We start from the raw sequence: 14,247 nt of genomic DNA, 5'->3' as shown, positions 1-14,247 counted from the left end.
TTGTGTGGTCTCGTGCGGGCTCAGGCGTCTTCGAGGCGGAAGCCGACCTTCATGCCGACCTGGAAGTGGGCGACCTCCCCCGCGTCGAGGTGCCCTCTGATCTCCGTCACCTCGAACCAGTCGAGGTGCCGCAGTGTCTCGGAGGCCCGCCTGAGGCCGTTGCGGATGGCCTGGTCGACGCTCTCCCCCGAGGTGCCGACGATCTCGGTCACGCGGTACGTGCGATCCGTCATCTCCACATCCTCCTTACTAGAAGGCCATGGTCGCATGACCCCCGCTCCCCGCCGGGGCGCGGTGGTGAGCTCGGCATGGCGGGACTACCGTGGAAGGTATGAAGGGGTGGCGCAGGAATCCGGAAGTCCACCAGGTCACCGACGCCAAGCCGTCGCTGTCGGCCGACATACACAAGCGCGAGATCAGCTACCTGATCAAGATGGGGATCCGCACGATCTGCCTGATCCTGGCGGTCGTGGTGCCGGTGCCGTGGCCGTACCGGCTGCTGTTCATCGCCGGCGCGGTTCTTTTGCCATACATAGCGGTAATCGGGGCCAATGAGAGGGGGAACCCTGGTCCGCCGCCTACCTTTCAGTCCCCGGAGGCTAACCAAAGCGAGATACCGCTGCATCGACGCGAGATCGGGTCGTGACTAAGTCTTGACGCATCCCATGGGTTGTAGGTGTACGCTTTAGCCAAGCGCTCCGGTCCCCCGTCGGAGTGCTGGTGCCGGCGTTCCGGGCCCCCGTCGGAACGCCGATGAAGCGACGCCGGGTGGTTTGCCCCCGTAACCACCCGGCGTCGCCCTTTTCCCGGGCAGTGTTGGATCAACGCTCGCCATCGCCCCGAGTTCGATAGGGCGGCTTTCCCGAAATCGTTTACACTCGCCCCCTCCCGTTATTCACAGGAAATCTTCAGGGAAGGGACGAGCTTGACTTCAAGAGTTCGTTCGAGTGTCAGTCGTCAGTCAGGGTCTCCTTGGTAGCGCGGCTCCAGTTCTTCGCCAATGTGGTCAATCTGGCCACAGCGTCCTCAGGAGCCGTGCCGGCGCCCTGAGCGAGCCCCAGCAGGTACGCCGTGAGCGGCGCGGCGGGCCTCGCCACCCCGTGGGCGACCTCCTTGGTGAGGTCGAGGATCTGGTCGCGGTCCACGCGGGCCGGGTCGACGCCGAGCTCCTCGCAGGCCAGGATGGTCCATTCGTGCAGCACGTTCATGCGAGCCTCCTCCAGGTCGTCCATTGTGTCGCAGTCGAACCAGGGGCGCCCTGGCAAGGTGAGCCGGACGCGTACGAGGGGGGCGAGCAGGCCCCTGAGTGAGCGGCCGTCATAGGCGGCGAGCCCGGCCTTCAGCTCGTCCGCCGGCCACGCGCCGGCCAGCCACTGCTCCCGCCCGCCGTCGTCCAGGAGCACGGCGCCGCCGCCCGCCTCGCGGGCGGCCCGAAGGAGCGCGGCGACGTGGCCCGCCCCCATGAACGGCAGGTCACCCGCCAGCAGCACCACCCAGCCGGAGGTCACGTGCGGCAGCGCGGCGGCGAGCGCGGGCACGGGCCCGCTCCCCTGCGGCTCCTCGCGGACGTAGACCACACCGGGCACGGGCCGCCGCTCAGGGCCCGCGACGACGATGGCGCCGGCGCCGGAGACGGCCGCGATGACGTGCTCGACGAGCGGCCTGCCGCCCACGGTGAGCGCCGGCTTGTCCGCTCCGCCCAGTCGCCTGGCCCGCCCTCCGGCCAGGATCACCGCGTCGAACCCCGCGTCGAACCCCGCATCGAACCCCGCGCCGAACTCCCCATCGAACCCCGCGCCGGAAGGTGACGGGGCAGGGTCGTCAGCCACCGATGGCGGACATGGGGCGGGCCGGCTGGAGGAAGGAGGGGTCGTCGATGCCGTGGCCGGCGCGCTTGCGTGCCACGGCGGCCAGCCAGCGCTCGGCCAGCTCGTCGTCGGAGGCCCCCGCCCGCATCGCGGTCTTCAGGTCGGACTCCTCGGTGGCGAACAGGCAGTTGCGCACCTGGCCGTCGGCGGTGAGCCTGACCCGGTCGCAGGCGCCGCAGAACGGCCGCGTCACCGAGCCGATCACGCCGACCCTGTCGGGGCCGCCGTCCACGAGGAACCGCTCGGCCGGGGCGCTGCCGCGCTCTTCGAGGTCGTCGGGCGTGAGGTCGAACGCGTCGGAGAGCAACCGCAGGATCTCGTCGGCGGTCACCATGTCGGCGCGGCTCCAGCCGTGCTGGGCGTCGAGCGGCATCTGCTCGATGAAGCGCAGCTCGTAGCCCTGGTCGAGGGCCCAGCGCAGCAGCGGCACCGCCTCGTGGTCGTTGATGCCGCGCATCAGCACGGCGTTGATCTTGACGGGGCGCAGCCCGGCGGCGTCGGCGGCGGCCAGGCCCGCGATGACGTCGGCGTGCCTGTCGCGGTGGGCGAGCCGCTTGAACGTGCCGGGGTCGAGGGTGTCGAGCGAGACGTTGACCCGGTCGAGCCCGGCGGCGGCCAGCGGCTCGGCCAGGCGGGCCAGCCCGATGCCGTTGCTGGTCAGCGAGACCTGCGGGCGGGGGCTGAGCGCGGTGGTACGGGCGACGATGTCGACGAGCTCGCGGCGCAGGAGTGGCTCGCCGCCGGTGTAGCGGACCTCGGTGATGCCGAGGCGTTCGACGCCGATGGTGACCAGGCGGACGATCTCGTCGGCGGTGAGGAGCTCGGGCTTCGGGAGCCAGTCGAGGCCCTCGGGCGGCATGCAGTATGTGCAGCGCAGGTTGCATTTGTCGGTGAGGGACACCCTCAGATCCGTCGCCACCCGTCCGAACGAGTCTCGCAACACGGGGCGTCACCTCCTGTTCGTGTGCCCAGATCGCCAGCCTACGTCGGCCTTACGCCCGGCCGGAAATCCCCTGGCTTGTGCCTCGATAACACATTGTTCCCTAGATCGATTCCAAGCTCACGTCCGAGGTCGCGGAGGTTCGCCCGGGAATGACGAACGCCCGGCCGGTGCGGCCGGGCGTTCGCCGAGCGGTGACTAGCGGTGGTGGCGGCGGCCGATGACCTTCACCCAGTCCTTGCCCTCGGACGGAGCCAGGTGCCTGCTGCCCTCGAACACCGCGCGCCAGGTGCCCGAAGAACGGGCCGGGACCTTGAGCGCGAAGTGGCCGTTGCCGCGCGTGCGCACGGTGTCGACGTGCTCCCAGCGGCCGCTGCCGGCCGGCTGGAAGAGGATGACGACCCGCTTCCAGGCCAGGCGGTGCCAGGTCTCCTGCTTCTTGCAACGGTCGGCGTGGATCACCGACACGAAGCCCTTGATGTAGTCCTCCTCGCACTGGACCGAGAGCTTGCCCCCGATGTGCAGGGGGCGGCCCCGGAACGCGGGCTCGGGGTTCACGTCGAGCTGGAGGCTGGTGTGGCCACCCGCGACATCCGGGTCGAGGCCCGGGTCCGCGAGCGCGGGCGTGGCGGCGGAGGTCGCCACCACCGTCGCGCCCATGGCAGCAGCCGCCAGGCCGGCGGCTAGACGTCGCATCTTCAAAACAACATTCCTTCCCCGTTTGCGAGACGGCCCCCGAAGCGGGGCACATCACCGCCAATAGACGCGCATGGGGAAGAAAAAGTTGCAGTACATCCGATCACGAATCGGCAACGACGCGTTTGCGCACGTCTATTACCGGAACCGGCTACTGTGCGATTTGGTGCGCTTTTGAATTGTCTGGTGCGTAATGTCCAGTTCCGGTGTAGCGGACGCGCCAATAACCACCGGTATGTCCCTGGACCGTCTGGACGAACGCGCCGGACGCGTCCGTCGTCGCCTGGCCCGCCTTCTCCCAGGCCGAGGTGGTGTCGGGACGCCAGAGGATCTCCAGGCGCTGCTTGGCGAACGGGCCGTAGTCGGTCAGGCCGCGCGGATCGACCCTGGTGAGCGAGCCGCGCAGGCGCACGCCGTCACCGCGGGCCGACTTCTCCGCCCGTACGGACGACAGCCTGCTCTCCCGCTTGAGCTCGAACGAGGCGTACTGGACGGCCGTCTTCCCGTCCTTGCCCTTGGCCGTGGCGGTGATCGTCCAGGTGCCGGCCGGGTAGTAGCGGTTCAGGCGCTTGTCCGGCAGGAAGCGCCACGTCTCCCAGCCGTCGGCCATCCGGGCGGGCGGCACCGGGATGCGGCGCCACACCAGCCGGGGCGGGATCACCTCGCCGGTCTGGGGCTGGACGCCGACCTTGGGCGCCGTCACCCCGACCTGGACCGGCCGCGGGTTCATGACGTGCTGCTGGGACGCGGCCTGCTGGGCGGGCTGCTGCACGCCGGCCTGCGCGGTCACGGGCGCCTGGGTCGCGCGGGCCGGGGTGATCGCGGGCTGCTGGGCGGGCTGCCGGCCGGGCGCGAGGGCGGGCGGAGCCTTCACCGGGACCTGGGCGTCGGCCTGGGCGCCAGACTGGGTGCCGGCCTGAGTGCCGGCCTGTGCGGGGCTCTGGGCGTCGGACTGCGTGGGGCTCTGGGCGTCGGACCGGGTTGCGTCCTGAGCCGCTTCCTGGGTCTCCTCCTGCGCCTCCTGCTGAGGCGGCTGCTGGACCGCCTCCTCGGGCGCGTCCTGGTCCGGGGTCTGGGTCTCGCCGGGTGGTGTCACCGGGGAGCCGGTCTGGGCGGGAGGCGGCGGGTTCTGGGGTGCGGTGACGGGTGGGGTGGCGGGTGGGGTGGCGGGACGTGGCTGCGGGGCGCCGGCCGGTGGGGCGCCGGGTTCGACCTTGACGGTGACGCCGTCCTTACCCCGCACCCCTCTGGCGATCACGTCGATCACCAGCCGGACGGAGCCGTGCGCCCCGACCACCGGTTGCGCGGGTCGTACGGTGATGGCACGGATGGCGGGCTCGGTCGCGGCGGAGGCAGCCGGTGCGGGCACCGTGAGCGACCCCGCCGCGAGCGAGACGAGAAGAAGGCTTCGGCTTGTGGTCATGATCGAGACGGTAGGAACCGGCCGGTAATGGGCACAGCCACAACACACGCCCCGAATGGCAAAGCCAGGATCAGCCTGAATAGAGCCCTTCGATGATGTCGGCGTACTTCGAGTGGATGATCCGCCTCTTCAGTTTGAGGCTCGGGGTGAGCTCCTCGGTCTCGGCCGTCCATTCCACGCCGAGCAGCGCCCATCTCTTCACCTGCTGCACGCGGGCCAGTTTCTCGTTGGCCGCGCGTACCGCCTCCTCCACCTCTTTGAGCACCTCGGGGTGCTCGGCCAGCTCGGCGAGCGAGCCGAAGGTGATGCCGCGCGACTGCGCCCAGCCGGGCGCGGTCTCGGCGTCGAGCGTGAGGATGGCGACGGTGTGGGGGCGCCGGTCGCCGTAGGCGAGCGCCTGGCCGATGAGCAGGTGCTGCTTGAGGTGGTTCTCGATCTCGGCGGGCGAGATGTTCTCGCCGCCCGCGGTGATGATCAGCTCCTTCTTGCGGTCGACGACGCGGTAGAAGCCGTCCTCGTCCACGGCGCCGATGTCGCCGGTGTGCAGCCAGCCGTCGGCGTCGATGAACCCGGCGGTGGCCTCGGGCCTGTTGAGGTAGCCGGCGGTGTTGAGCGGGCTGCGGGTGAGGATCTCGCCGTCCTCGGCGATGCGGACCTCGACGCCTGGCTCGGCCATGCCGACGCTGCCGAGGCGGTAGCAGGCGGGGCTGTTGCCGGTGAAGGCGCCGGTGGTCTCGGTCATGCCGTACACGTCGATGACCTTGAGGCCGAGTCCGGCGTAGAAGTGGCGTACCTCGTCGGCTAAGGGGGCGGCGCCGGTGGCGGTCCACTCGGCGCGGTCGAAGCCGATCAGGCCGCGGATGACGGACAGCAGGGACGCGTCGGCCTTCTCGTACGCGGCCTGGATCTCGGGCGTCATCGTGCGGCCGTACTGGCCGGCCTCGACGTAGGCGGCGCCGGCGGCCATGGCGGCGCGTACGGCGGCCTGCTGCTCGTCGGGCTGGGTGGCGAGCACGGCCTGCAGCCTGGCCATCATCTTCTCCCACACGCGCGGCACACCGAAGAACATCATCGGCCTGACCTGCCCGAGCGTGGTGCCGAGATTGGCGAGGTCGGTGCAGAAGTGCACGTGGGAGACCTTCACCAGCGGCAGGTAGAGGCTGAGGATGCGCTCGGCGATGTGGGCGTAGGTGAGGTAGGAGATCTGGGTGCCGCGCTCGGGCAGCGAGGTCATCCGGTCGGTGGCGGCGACCTCGTAGAAGATGTTGGTGTGGGTGAGCGGCACGCCCTTGGGGGTGCCGGTGGTGCCCGATGTGTAGAGCACGGTGGCGACGTCGCCGGGGGTGACCGCGCGCCAGCGGGCCTCGACGGCGCCGGGGTCGGCGGCCAGGTGTTCGCGGCCGAGGCCGAGGAAGGCGTCCCAGGTCATGAAGCGGTCTCCGGCGGGGGCGCCGTCCAGCATGATGATCTTGCGCAGGCCGTCGAGGCGGTCGAGCACGGGCTCCCAGCGGGCCAGCTCGGCGGGGCCGCCGAGCACGGCGTAGCGGGCGCCGACGTCGCCGGCCACGAACGCGATCTGGTCGGGCGCGAACGTCGAGTAGATCGTGCAGCCCACCCCGCCGGCGTGCACGGCGCCGAGGTCGGCCAGCACGTGCTCGCTGCGGTTGACCATCATGAGCGCCACCGGCTCCCCCGGCCGCAGGCCGAGCGCGGCGAAGCCGGCGGCGATCTCCAGCACCCGTGTGCGGGCCTCGGCGTAGGTGAGCGTGCGCCAGCCGTCGCCTTCCGGGTCGGAGTAGGCGGGTGCGTCGTCATGCTGCTCGGCAGCGTTCGCGAGCTGCTCGCAGACGGTACGGCCGGCGATCTCTCGCAGGATCTCGGCCCGGACGTCAAGCACTTCGGCCATGGCACCCGCCTCCTGTCAGTAATCACTTATGCGAGTGGCATGCATCGCACCACAGCGCGCGGGGACCGGCAAGAGCTTGCGGAGAAAGATCCATGTTGTTCACGTACAGTGATCGAAAGAATGCGCATGGTGTCTGGGGGGCGCGCGTGAGTAACGGTGGCGGCAGGACGTTCTTCGGGCATCCGTGGGGGCTGGCCACGCTGTTCAGCACCGAGATGTGGGAGCGCTTCTCCTGGTACGGCCTGCGCGCGATCCTGGCCACGTTCATGGCCGCATCGCCCGCCCACCAGGGGCTCGGCCTGTCGCAGGAGACGGCGCAGGCGGTCGTCGGCGTCTACGGCGCGCTCATCTACCTGGTGGCGCTGCCCGGCGGCTGGGTCGCCGACCGCATCCTGGGGGCGCGCAGGTCGGTGTTCTGGGGCGGGTTCGTCATCATGCTGGGGCACATCAGCATGGCGATCCCGGTGACGACGCCGTTCTTCGTCTGGCTGGGCCTGCTGCTGATCATCACGGGCACGGGCCTGCTCAAGCCGAACATCTCGGTCATGGTGGGCCGGCTCTATCCCGAGGGCGACGACGGGCGCAGGGACTCCGGCTTCTCGCTGTTCTATCTCGGCATCAACCTGGGGGCGTTCTTCGCCCCGATCGTCGTGGGCTGGCTGGCCGCGGGCGACCGCTGGCATCTCGGGTTCGGCGCGGCGGCGGTCGGCATGGCGCTGGGCCTGGTGCAGTACGTGTGGGGCGGCAAGAGCCTGCGCGGCGTCGGCGAGCGGCCCGGCCTGCGGCTGACCCGGCGCGAGCGGCGCCGTTTCACCGGCATCGCGCTCGGCGCCGTGGCGCTCGTCGCGGTCGCGCTGGGCGTGTGGGCGGCGACGGGGACGCTGACGGTCGACCGGCTCACGGTGGTGATCACCGTGCTCATCCTGATCGTGCCGATCGTCTACTTCGCCTACATCCTGCTCGGCAGCCACAACCTGACCGAGGACGAGCGGATCAGGATGAAGGCCTACATCTGGCTGTTCGTGGCGGCCGCGGTGTTCTGGATGATCTACGACCTGGCGCCCAGCAAGCTGCTGTTCTTCGCCGCCGACCACACCGACCTGTCGCTGTTCGGGCTGCCGATCCAGGCGGCCACCACGCAGTCGTTCAACCCGCTGTTCATCATGATCTTCGTGCCGGTGTTCGCGGCGCTGTGGCTGAAGCTGGGCACGCGGGTGAGCACGCCGCAGAAGTTCGCGTTCGCGCTGGTCATGGTGGGGCTGAGCTTCGTGGTGATGGCGCTCGCGGCGGCGCTGGCGGGCACCGGCAGGGTGTCGGTGTGGTGGCTGGTGCTGGTCTACCTGGTGCAGGTGTTCGGCGAGCTGTCGCTGAGCCCGGTCGGGCTGTCGGTGACGACGAAGCTGGCGCCCGAGGCGTTCAAGGGGCAGATGCTGGGCGTGTGGTTCATCGCGACGTCGGTGGGCGACGCGGTGGGCGGGCAGACCGGGCGCCTCGGCCGGGTGCTGTCGGATCCGGCCTATTACCTGGTGCTGGCGGCGATGGCGATCGTGGCGGGGGCGGCGCTGTTCATGTTCGCGAAGAAGCTGCGGGTGATGATGGCCGAGCACCACGATCCGGCCATGCGGTAGACATTCCCAACGTGTCCGAACTTCTCGACCTGGCCGGAATCTTCGTCTTCGCGCTGTCGGGCGCGCTCATGGGCGTGCGCAAACGCCTCGACGTCGTCGGCATGGCGGTGCTGGCGGAGATCACCGCGCTGGGCGGCGGCCTCGTCCGCGACCTCATCCTGAACGTGCGCCCCGCCGCCTTCCAGAGCCTCGGCTACGTGCTGGTGCCGCTGGCCGCCACGGTGATCGTCTTCTTCTGGCATCCGCACGTCGCCAGGGTGATGCCGGCCATCCTGGTGCTGGACGCGGCCGGGCTCGGGCTGTTCTGCGCGGTCGGCACGGCCAAGGCCATGGAGTACGGCCTCAGCCCGCTGCACGCCTCGCTGCTCGGCGTCACCTCGGCGGTCGGCGGCGGCATGCTGCGCGACGTGCTGGCCGGGGAGATCCCGACCCTGCTGTACGACCGCCAGCTCTACGCCGTGCCGGCCCTGATGGGGTCCGCGGCGATGGCGGGGCTGGCGTCGTACGGGCTGCACGGCTGGCCCGCCACGCTGGCGGCGGCGGTGCTGGCGTTCGGGCTGCGGATCGCCGCGATGCGGCGCAACTGGCGGGCGCCGCTGGCCAGGGGCGCCGGCGAGTGAGCCTCAGACCATCCCGATGAGCGAGTCGCCCGGTCTGGGGGCGGCCAGCGGGCCGTGGTCGAGCGCGGCGCGCAACCGGACGACGGCGTCCTCCAGCACCTGGGCCGGCTGGGTGAACGGCAGCCGCAGGTAGTTCTCCAGCGTGCCGTCCAGGCCGAACCACGGCCCTGGGGCCAGGCGCAGCCCGTGGTAGGCGGCGGCCTCGGCGAGCGCGGCCGAGCCGGTGCCTTCCGCGAGGCGTACCCAGAGGGTGCCGCCGCCCCTGGGCGGCTCGAACGTCCACTCGGGCAGGTGCTCGCGCAACCCCGCGATCAGCGCCGCGCGGGAGGTGCGCAGCGCGCGGCGGCGCTCGGCGCGCGTCTCCTCCAGCCGGTCGAACAGCCGCGCCACGACGAGCTGCTCCAGCACGGGGCTGGCCAGGTCGACCGACGCGCGGAACGTGGCCAGCCGGCGGATCAGCGCGGCACCCGCGCGCACCCAGCCGATGCGCAGCCCGCCCCACCACAGCTTGGACGCCGACCCGACGCTGATCACCCGGCCGTCGGTGTCGAAGGCGGCCATCGGTGAGGTGTGCGGCACCTCGTCCAGCGCCAGCTCGGCCCAGGTCTCGTCCACCAGCAGCGTGGTGCCGGCCCGGCGGGCGGCGCCGGTGATCGCGGCGCGCACGGGGTCCTCCATGAGCGCGCCCGTCGGGTTCTGGAAGTCCGGCATCAGGTACGCCAGCCGCGCCGCCGCCTGGCGCATCGCCCCCGCCACCAGATCCTGCTCCCAGCCCTCGTGCGAGACGCCGACCGGGACGATGCGGGCGCCGCGCCGCCTGGCGGTGTCGATGGCGTGCGGGTAGGTGGGCGACTCCACCAGCACCGGGTCGCCCGGCCCGGCCAGCAGGCCGAAGACGAGCTGCAGCGCGTGCTGGGAGCCGGTGGTGACGAGGATCTGCTCCGGTCTGGTCGCCACGCCCCGCGCGGTGTAGCGGGCGGCGATGCGCTCCCTGAGCGCGGGCAGTCCCATGGGGTCGTAGCCGTTGCCCATGCCGTAGCGGGGCAGGTCGGCCACCGCCTCGGTCATGGCCTCGGTGAGCGCGCAGGGGGCCGGCGGCGCGGCGGCGTGCAGCTGCACGAGGCCGTCGCCGTCGGTGCTGAGCCACGGGTTGTCGGCGGTGGTGGCCGGGTCGGGCAGCGCGGTCCAGCTCCCCGAGCCCTGCCGGCTCTCCAGGTAGCCGCGCTCGCGCAGCAGGTCGTACGCGGCGGTGACGGTGGTCCTGCTGACCTTGAGCGTCTCGGCCAGGTGGCGCTCGGCGGGCATGCGGACGCGGATGGGGATCTGGCCGTCGAGGATGAGGGCGCGGACGCGGTCGGCGAGTGCGCGGTAGTAGGGGCGGGCGCCGGGATCGAGACCGGCGAGGCGGGCCACTTGCGTGGCGGACAGGTGCCGCATAAGGCCACTTTCCGCCATTGGCCCTGTTATGTGCAAGGGGATGCCTGCCACTGTGGAGCCACTATGAGTGAAACCACCGTCCCACGGCCGCGCTCCTTCCCGGTGCGCCTCCTCCGCCTCTACGGCGGGCTCGCGATGTACGGCCTCGGCCTCGCCCTGCAGGTCGAGTCGGGTCTCGGCAACGGCCCTTGGGACGTCTTCCACCAGGGCGTCGCCCTGAAGCTCGGCCTGACCATCGGCACCGTCATCATCCTGGCCGGCGCGCTGGTCATGCTGCTGTGGATCCCGCTGAAGCAGAAGCCCGGCCTGGGGACGATCAGCAACGTGGTGTTCGTCGGCCTGTTCGCCGACGCCGCACTCCATCTGCTGCCCACGCCCGATGTCCTCGCCGTCCAGATCGTCTATGTGGGTCTCGCCGTCGCCACCGTGGCCTTCGCCACCCTGTTCTACATCGGCGCCGGCATGGGCGCGGGTCCCCGCGACGGCCTCATGACCGGCCTGGTCCGCCTCGGCCTGTCCGTACGCGTCGCCCGGCTCGTCATCGAGGTCACCATGCTGGCCGCGGGCGCGCTGCTCGGCGGCACCGTGGGCCTGGGCACCCTGGTGTTCGCGCTGGCCATCGGACCGCTGGTCCAGCTGTTCACCCGCTGGTTCCCCCTGACGTGATCCCGGGCGTCCGGGCCGGACCTGACGCGACATGATCGGCCCGGACCCGGGATCACCCCGCGCCGAGTACCGTCTAGGCATGCGGATCGAGGATTACGCCCTGATCGGAGACATGCAGTCCGCCGCGCTCGTCGCGCGCGACGGTTCGATCGACTGGCTCTGCCTGCCCAGGTTCGACTCGCCCTCGTGCTTCGCGGCGCTGCTCGGCAGCGAGCGCAACGGGCACTGGTGGCTCGGGCCCACCGGGCGCAGACCGGCCACCCGGCGCCGCTACCGCCCCGACACGCTCATCCTGGAGAGCGAGTGGGACACCCCCACGGGCACCGTCCGGGTGATCGACTTCATGCCGCCGCGCGACCGCAACCCCGACGTCGTCCGCATCGTCGAGGGCGTCTCCGGCAGCGTCGAGATGTCCACCCAGCTGCGCGTGCGCTTCGACTACGGCCGCATCGTGCCCTGGGTGCGGCGCACCAACGGCCACCTGCAGGCCATCGGCGGCCCCGACTCCGTGTGGCTGCACTCCCCCGTGCCGCTCAAGGGCGGCGACTACGCCCACCGGGCCACGTTCACCGTCAACGAGGGCGAACGGCTGCCGTTCGTGTTCACCTGGCATCCCTCCCACGAGCCGATGCCGCCGCAGATCGAGTGCGAGAACCAGCTCGGCGAGACCGAGGCGTTCTGGGCCGAGTGGGTGGCGAAGTGCACCTACGAGGGGCCGTACCGCGAGGCCGTGGTCCGGTCGCTGATCACGCTGAAGGGGCTGACGTACGCGCCGACCGGCGGCATCGTCGCCGCGCCCACCACGTCGCTGCCCGAGGACCTCGGCGGGGTGCGCAACTGGGACTACCGCTTCTGCTGGCTGCGCGACGCGACGCTGACGCTCGACGCGCTCATCAGCTCCGGCTACCTCGAAGAGGCCGCCGACTGGCGCGGCTGGCTGCTGCGCGCCATCGCCGGCCGCCCCCAGGACCTCCAGATCATGTACGGCGTCGCCGGCGAGCGCCGCCTGCCCGAGCTGATGCTCGACTGGCTCGACGGCTACGAGGGCTCCCGTCCCGTCCGCATCGGCAACGAGGCGGTCAAGCAGCTCCAGCTCGACGTGTACGGCGAGGTGATGAACTGCCTGTTCACCGCCCGCACCCGCGGCCTGTGGCCGGACGACCGGGCCTGGACGATCCAGCGCCAGCTCCTCGACTACGTGGAGGACCACTGGGACGAGCCCGACGAGGGCCTGTGGGAGGTGCGCGGCCCGCGCCGCCACTTCGTGCACTCCAAGATCATGTGCTGGGCGGCGCTCGACCGGGCCGTCAAGTACGTCGAGCAGTTCGACCGCGTCGGCCCCGTCGAGAAGTGGCGCACGCTGCGCGACGCCATCCACGCCGAGGTGTGCGACAAGGGCTTCGACGCCGAGCGCAACACCTTCACCCAGTCGTACGGCTCGTCCGAGCTCGACGCCGCGCTGCTGATGATCCCCATGGTGGGCTTCCTGCCCGTCGACGACCCCAGGGTGGCGGGCACGGTCGCGGCCATCGAGAAGGAGCTGATGGCCGACGGCTTCGTGCTGCGCTACCCGCTGGCCGCCGACAACGACGTGGACGGCCTGCCCGGCGGCGAGGGCGCGTTCCTCGCGTGCAGCTTCTGGCTGGTCGAGGTGATGGCCATGCAGGGGCGCAAGGAGGAGGCGAAGGAGCTGTTCGAGCGGCTGCTGACGCTGCGCAACGACGTGGGGCTGCTCGCCGAAGAGTATGACCCGCGCTACGGGCGGCTGGTCGGCAACTTCCCGCAGGCCTTCAGCCACGTGCCCCTGGTGCACGCGGCCCGCGCGCTGTCCTGATCCGTCACGGGGCGGTGCGGCGGCGTTCGCTCACGGGCCCGTCAGGCGGCGTTCGCCCTCCGTCGTGAGGACGAAGACCTGCCAGGCGTAATAGGCGTAGTAGGCGCGCGGGTCGCGCTTGATCTGGCGGGCGTGCAGCAGGATCGCGTTCACGTACGCCTGCGACGGGTTGTAGGCGTGCAGGGCCCTGCGGTAGTCGCGCGGAGCGCCGGTGGCCTTGAGGTAGTTGGCGGCGCCCATGACGGCGTCGCGCGGGTCCTGCACGTCGCCGCCCAGCCCGTACGCCTTCCAGGTGGCCGGCATGAACTGCATCGGCCCCTGCGCCCCCGCGTGGCTGTCCGACCGCACCCGGCCGAACTTCGTCTCCGAGAACATGACCGCCGCCAGCACCTCCCACTCGACCCCGAAGCGGCGCTCGGCCTTCTTGAAGTAGCCGAGCAGCTCGCCGGCCGGGCGGGCGTCGCGGGTCCTGAACACCGCGGACGGCTTGATCGGCCGGGTCAGGGCGAGCAGTTCGCGCAGCGCCGAGGTGTTGTCCTCGGCCTGCGCCCTGAGCTTCTTGGGCAGGCGGGCGAAGGCCTTGGAGGCGACCTCAGGGTGGCGGGCGGCCCAGCGGTAGAGGCGCTGGTGGTAGAGGGCGAGCAGCTCGACGTCCTCGGGCAGCTCGGGCTCGCCGCTCTTCGTCCACCCGTCGATGGCCTCGTTGAGCCTCTCGGTGGTCTCGCTGATCGCGGTGGCCAGGTCCGCCGCGCTCTTCGGGAGCTTCTTCCCCGGCTCGGGGAGCCGGTCGACCTCCGGCTCCTGCGTGGTGGGGGTTGCGGCGGCCGGGGACGGCTCGCTGCCCGCGCTCCGGGCCGGGGCGCCGCAGGCCGCCGTGAGCAGGAGCGCGGCGGCGGTGACGAGCGCGGGTGCCCGGCGGGGCCGGCGGCGTGCCTTCATGACTCCGGAACCTACCCGGTGTCCGGGGCGGGTGTGGGCGCTTGCGCTGTGGGAGCGCTCCCAACAAATCGGGGGCGATCGGTGTTCTTCGCGGTACTGCTCGCCGCAATGTTGCCAAAACGTTGTCCGGCGAACGCGCTGGTCAGCCGGGATGTCAGGGGCGTTTTCCGCTTGCCGGCCGGTGGAGCTGCCGGTTCCACTGGACCGCGGCGCGCCTGTCTCCCTACCCTGGAAGTTGTTGGGAGCGTTCCCACGGAGGTTCTCGTAGCGGGCGTTCGGTCCGGTCTCAG

Annotated in this window: 13 protein-coding genes; 5 read left to right on the top strand and 8 right to left on the bottom strand. The window is 71.2% G+C overall.

Annotated elements, in window-relative coordinates; translation table 11 throughout:
- Positions 1 to 20: 20 nt before the first annotated feature.
- A complete protein-coding gene (locus tag AB0K28_RS48985) occupies positions 21 to 233 on the bottom strand; it encodes a dodecin (protein ID WP_344873910.1) in 213 nt (70 codons plus the stop codon).
- 98 nt (positions 234 to 331) lie between these two features.
- On the opposite strand from AB0K28_RS48985, the gene AB0K28_RS48980 reads away from it, so the two are divergent.
- Positions 332 to 646 (top strand): DUF3099 domain-containing protein, encoded by a 315-nt coding sequence (locus AB0K28_RS48980; protein ID WP_364384795.1) that lies wholly within the window; start codon positions 332 to 334, stop codon positions 644 to 646.
- Positions 647 to 950: 304 nt separating this feature from the next.
- On the opposite strand, the gene AB0K28_RS48975 is transcribed toward AB0K28_RS48980, so the two are convergent.
- The 5 genes from AB0K28_RS48975 to AB0K28_RS48955 form a co-directional block, all read right to left on the bottom strand.
- A complete protein-coding gene (locus AB0K28_RS48975) occupies positions 951 to 1,829 on the bottom strand; it encodes an NTP transferase domain-containing protein (protein ID WP_364384792.1) in 879 nt (292 codons plus the stop codon).
- Positions 1,822 to 2,811 carry a GTP 3',8-cyclase MoaA gene (gene moaA, locus AB0K28_RS48970; protein ID WP_364384789.1) on the bottom strand — a complete coding sequence of 330 codons (990 nt, stop codon included), beginning with the start codon at positions 2,809 to 2,811 and terminating at the stop codon, positions 1,822 to 1,824. Before moaA ends, AB0K28_RS48975 begins: the two co-directional genes overlap by 8 nt.
- A 195-nt stretch (positions 2,812 to 3,006) precedes the next feature.
- Complete coding sequence (locus AB0K28_RS48965; protein ID WP_364384786.1) at positions 3,007 to 3,504, bottom strand: hypothetical protein; 498 nt, start codon at positions 3,502 to 3,504, stop codon at positions 3,007 to 3,009.
- A 151-nt stretch (positions 3,505 to 3,655) separates the two neighbouring features.
- Complete coding sequence (locus tag AB0K28_RS48960) at positions 3,656 to 4,927, bottom strand: hypothetical protein (RefSeq protein WP_345385961.1); 1,272 nt, start codon at positions 4,925 to 4,927, stop codon at positions 3,656 to 3,658.
- A 70-nt stretch (positions 4,928 to 4,997) separates the two neighbouring features.
- Positions 4,998 to 6,833: an AMP-dependent synthetase/ligase gene (locus tag AB0K28_RS48955; protein WP_364384783.1), complete on the bottom strand. Its 1,836-nt coding sequence runs from the start codon at positions 6,831 to 6,833 to the stop codon at positions 4,998 to 5,000.
- A 146-nt stretch (positions 6,834 to 6,979) separates the two neighbouring features.
- Here AB0K28_RS48955 and AB0K28_RS48950 point away from each other — a divergent pair, with 146 nt between their 5' ends.
- Both AB0K28_RS48950 and AB0K28_RS48945 read left to right on the top strand, forming a co-directional pair.
- Positions 6,980 to 8,461, top strand: a complete 1,482-nt coding sequence (locus tag AB0K28_RS48950) for an oligopeptide:H+ symporter (protein ID WP_364384780.1) — start codon at positions 6,980 to 6,982, stop codon at positions 8,459 to 8,461.
- 11 nt (positions 8,462 to 8,472) lie between these two features.
- Positions 8,473 to 9,081, top strand: a complete 609-nt coding sequence (locus AB0K28_RS48945; protein WP_345385969.1) for a trimeric intracellular cation channel family protein — start codon at positions 8,473 to 8,475, stop codon at positions 9,079 to 9,081.
- A gap of 3 nt (positions 9,082 to 9,084) precedes the next feature.
- On the opposite strand, the gene AB0K28_RS48940 is transcribed toward AB0K28_RS48945, so the two are convergent.
- Entirely contained in the window at positions 9,085 to 10,518 is a 1,434-nt protein-coding gene (locus AB0K28_RS48940; protein ID WP_364384776.1) for a PLP-dependent aminotransferase family protein, read from the bottom strand.
- 63 nt (positions 10,519 to 10,581) lie between these two features.
- Here AB0K28_RS48940 and AB0K28_RS48935 point away from each other — a divergent pair, with 63 nt between their 5' ends.
- Positions 10,582 to 11,184: a hypothetical protein gene (locus AB0K28_RS48935; protein ID WP_364384773.1), complete on the top strand. Its 603-nt coding sequence runs from the start codon at positions 10,582 to 10,584 to the stop codon at positions 11,182 to 11,184.
- A 79-nt stretch (positions 11,185 to 11,263) separates the two neighbouring features.
- A complete protein-coding gene (locus AB0K28_RS48930; protein ID WP_364384770.1) occupies positions 11,264 to 13,018 on the top strand; it encodes a glycoside hydrolase family 15 protein in 1,755 nt (584 codons plus the stop codon).
- Positions 13,019 to 13,048: 30 nt separating this feature from the next.
- Here AB0K28_RS48930 and AB0K28_RS48925 read toward each other — a convergent pair whose 3' ends face one another.
- Positions 13,049 to 13,957 (bottom strand): transglycosylase SLT domain-containing protein, encoded by a 909-nt coding sequence (locus AB0K28_RS48925; RefSeq protein ID WP_364384767.1) that lies wholly within the window; start codon positions 13,955 to 13,957, stop codon positions 13,049 to 13,051.
- Between the last annotated feature and the right edge of the window lie 290 nt (positions 13,958 to 14,247).

It is taken from the genome of Nonomuraea sp. NPDC049504, assembly GCF_040676845.1.
In the GTDB taxonomy this organism is placed as follows: domain Bacteria; phylum Actinomycetota; class Actinomycetes; order Streptosporangiales; family Streptosporangiaceae; genus Nonomuraea; species Nonomuraea salmonea.
The sequence above is the reverse complement of the archived record's forward strand: the minus strand, read 5'-3'. Positions and strand labels throughout refer to the sequence as shown.

What these genes read in the sequence shown, in the direction of transcription:
- AB0K28_RS48985 (WP_344873910.1), bottom strand. Translation starts at nt 233, where the DNA reads ATGACGGATCGCACGTACCGCGTGACCGAGATCGTCGGCACCTCGGGG.
- AB0K28_RS48980 (WP_364384795.1), top strand. Translation starts at nt 332, where the DNA reads ATGAAGGGGTGGCGCAGGAATCCGGAAGTCCACCAGGTCACCGACGCC.
- AB0K28_RS48965 (WP_364384786.1), bottom strand. Translation starts at nt 3,504, where the DNA reads ATGCGACGTCTAGCCGCCGGCCTGGCGGCTGCTGCCATGGGCGCGACG.
- AB0K28_RS48960 (WP_345385961.1), bottom strand. Translation starts at nt 4,927, where the DNA reads ATGACCACAAGCCGAAGCCTTCTTCTCGTCTCGCTCGCGGCGGGGTCG.
- AB0K28_RS48955 (WP_364384783.1), bottom strand. Translation starts at nt 6,833, where the DNA reads ATGGCCGAAGTGCTTGACGTCCGGGCCGAGATCCTGCGAGAGATCGCC.
- AB0K28_RS48940 (WP_364384776.1), bottom strand. Translation starts at nt 10,518, where the DNA reads ATGCGGCACCTGTCCGCCACGCAAGTGGCCCGCCTCGCCGGTCTCGAT.
- AB0K28_RS48935 (WP_364384773.1), top strand. Translation starts at nt 10,582, where the DNA reads ATGAGTGAAACCACCGTCCCACGGCCGCGCTCCTTCCCGGTGCGCCTC.
- AB0K28_RS48930 (WP_364384770.1), top strand. Translation starts at nt 11,264, where the DNA reads ATGCGGATCGAGGATTACGCCCTGATCGGAGACATGCAGTCCGCCGCG.
- AB0K28_RS48925 (WP_364384767.1), bottom strand. Translation starts at nt 13,957, where the DNA reads ATGAAGGCACGCCGCCGGCCCCGCCGGGCACCCGCGCTCGTCACCGCC.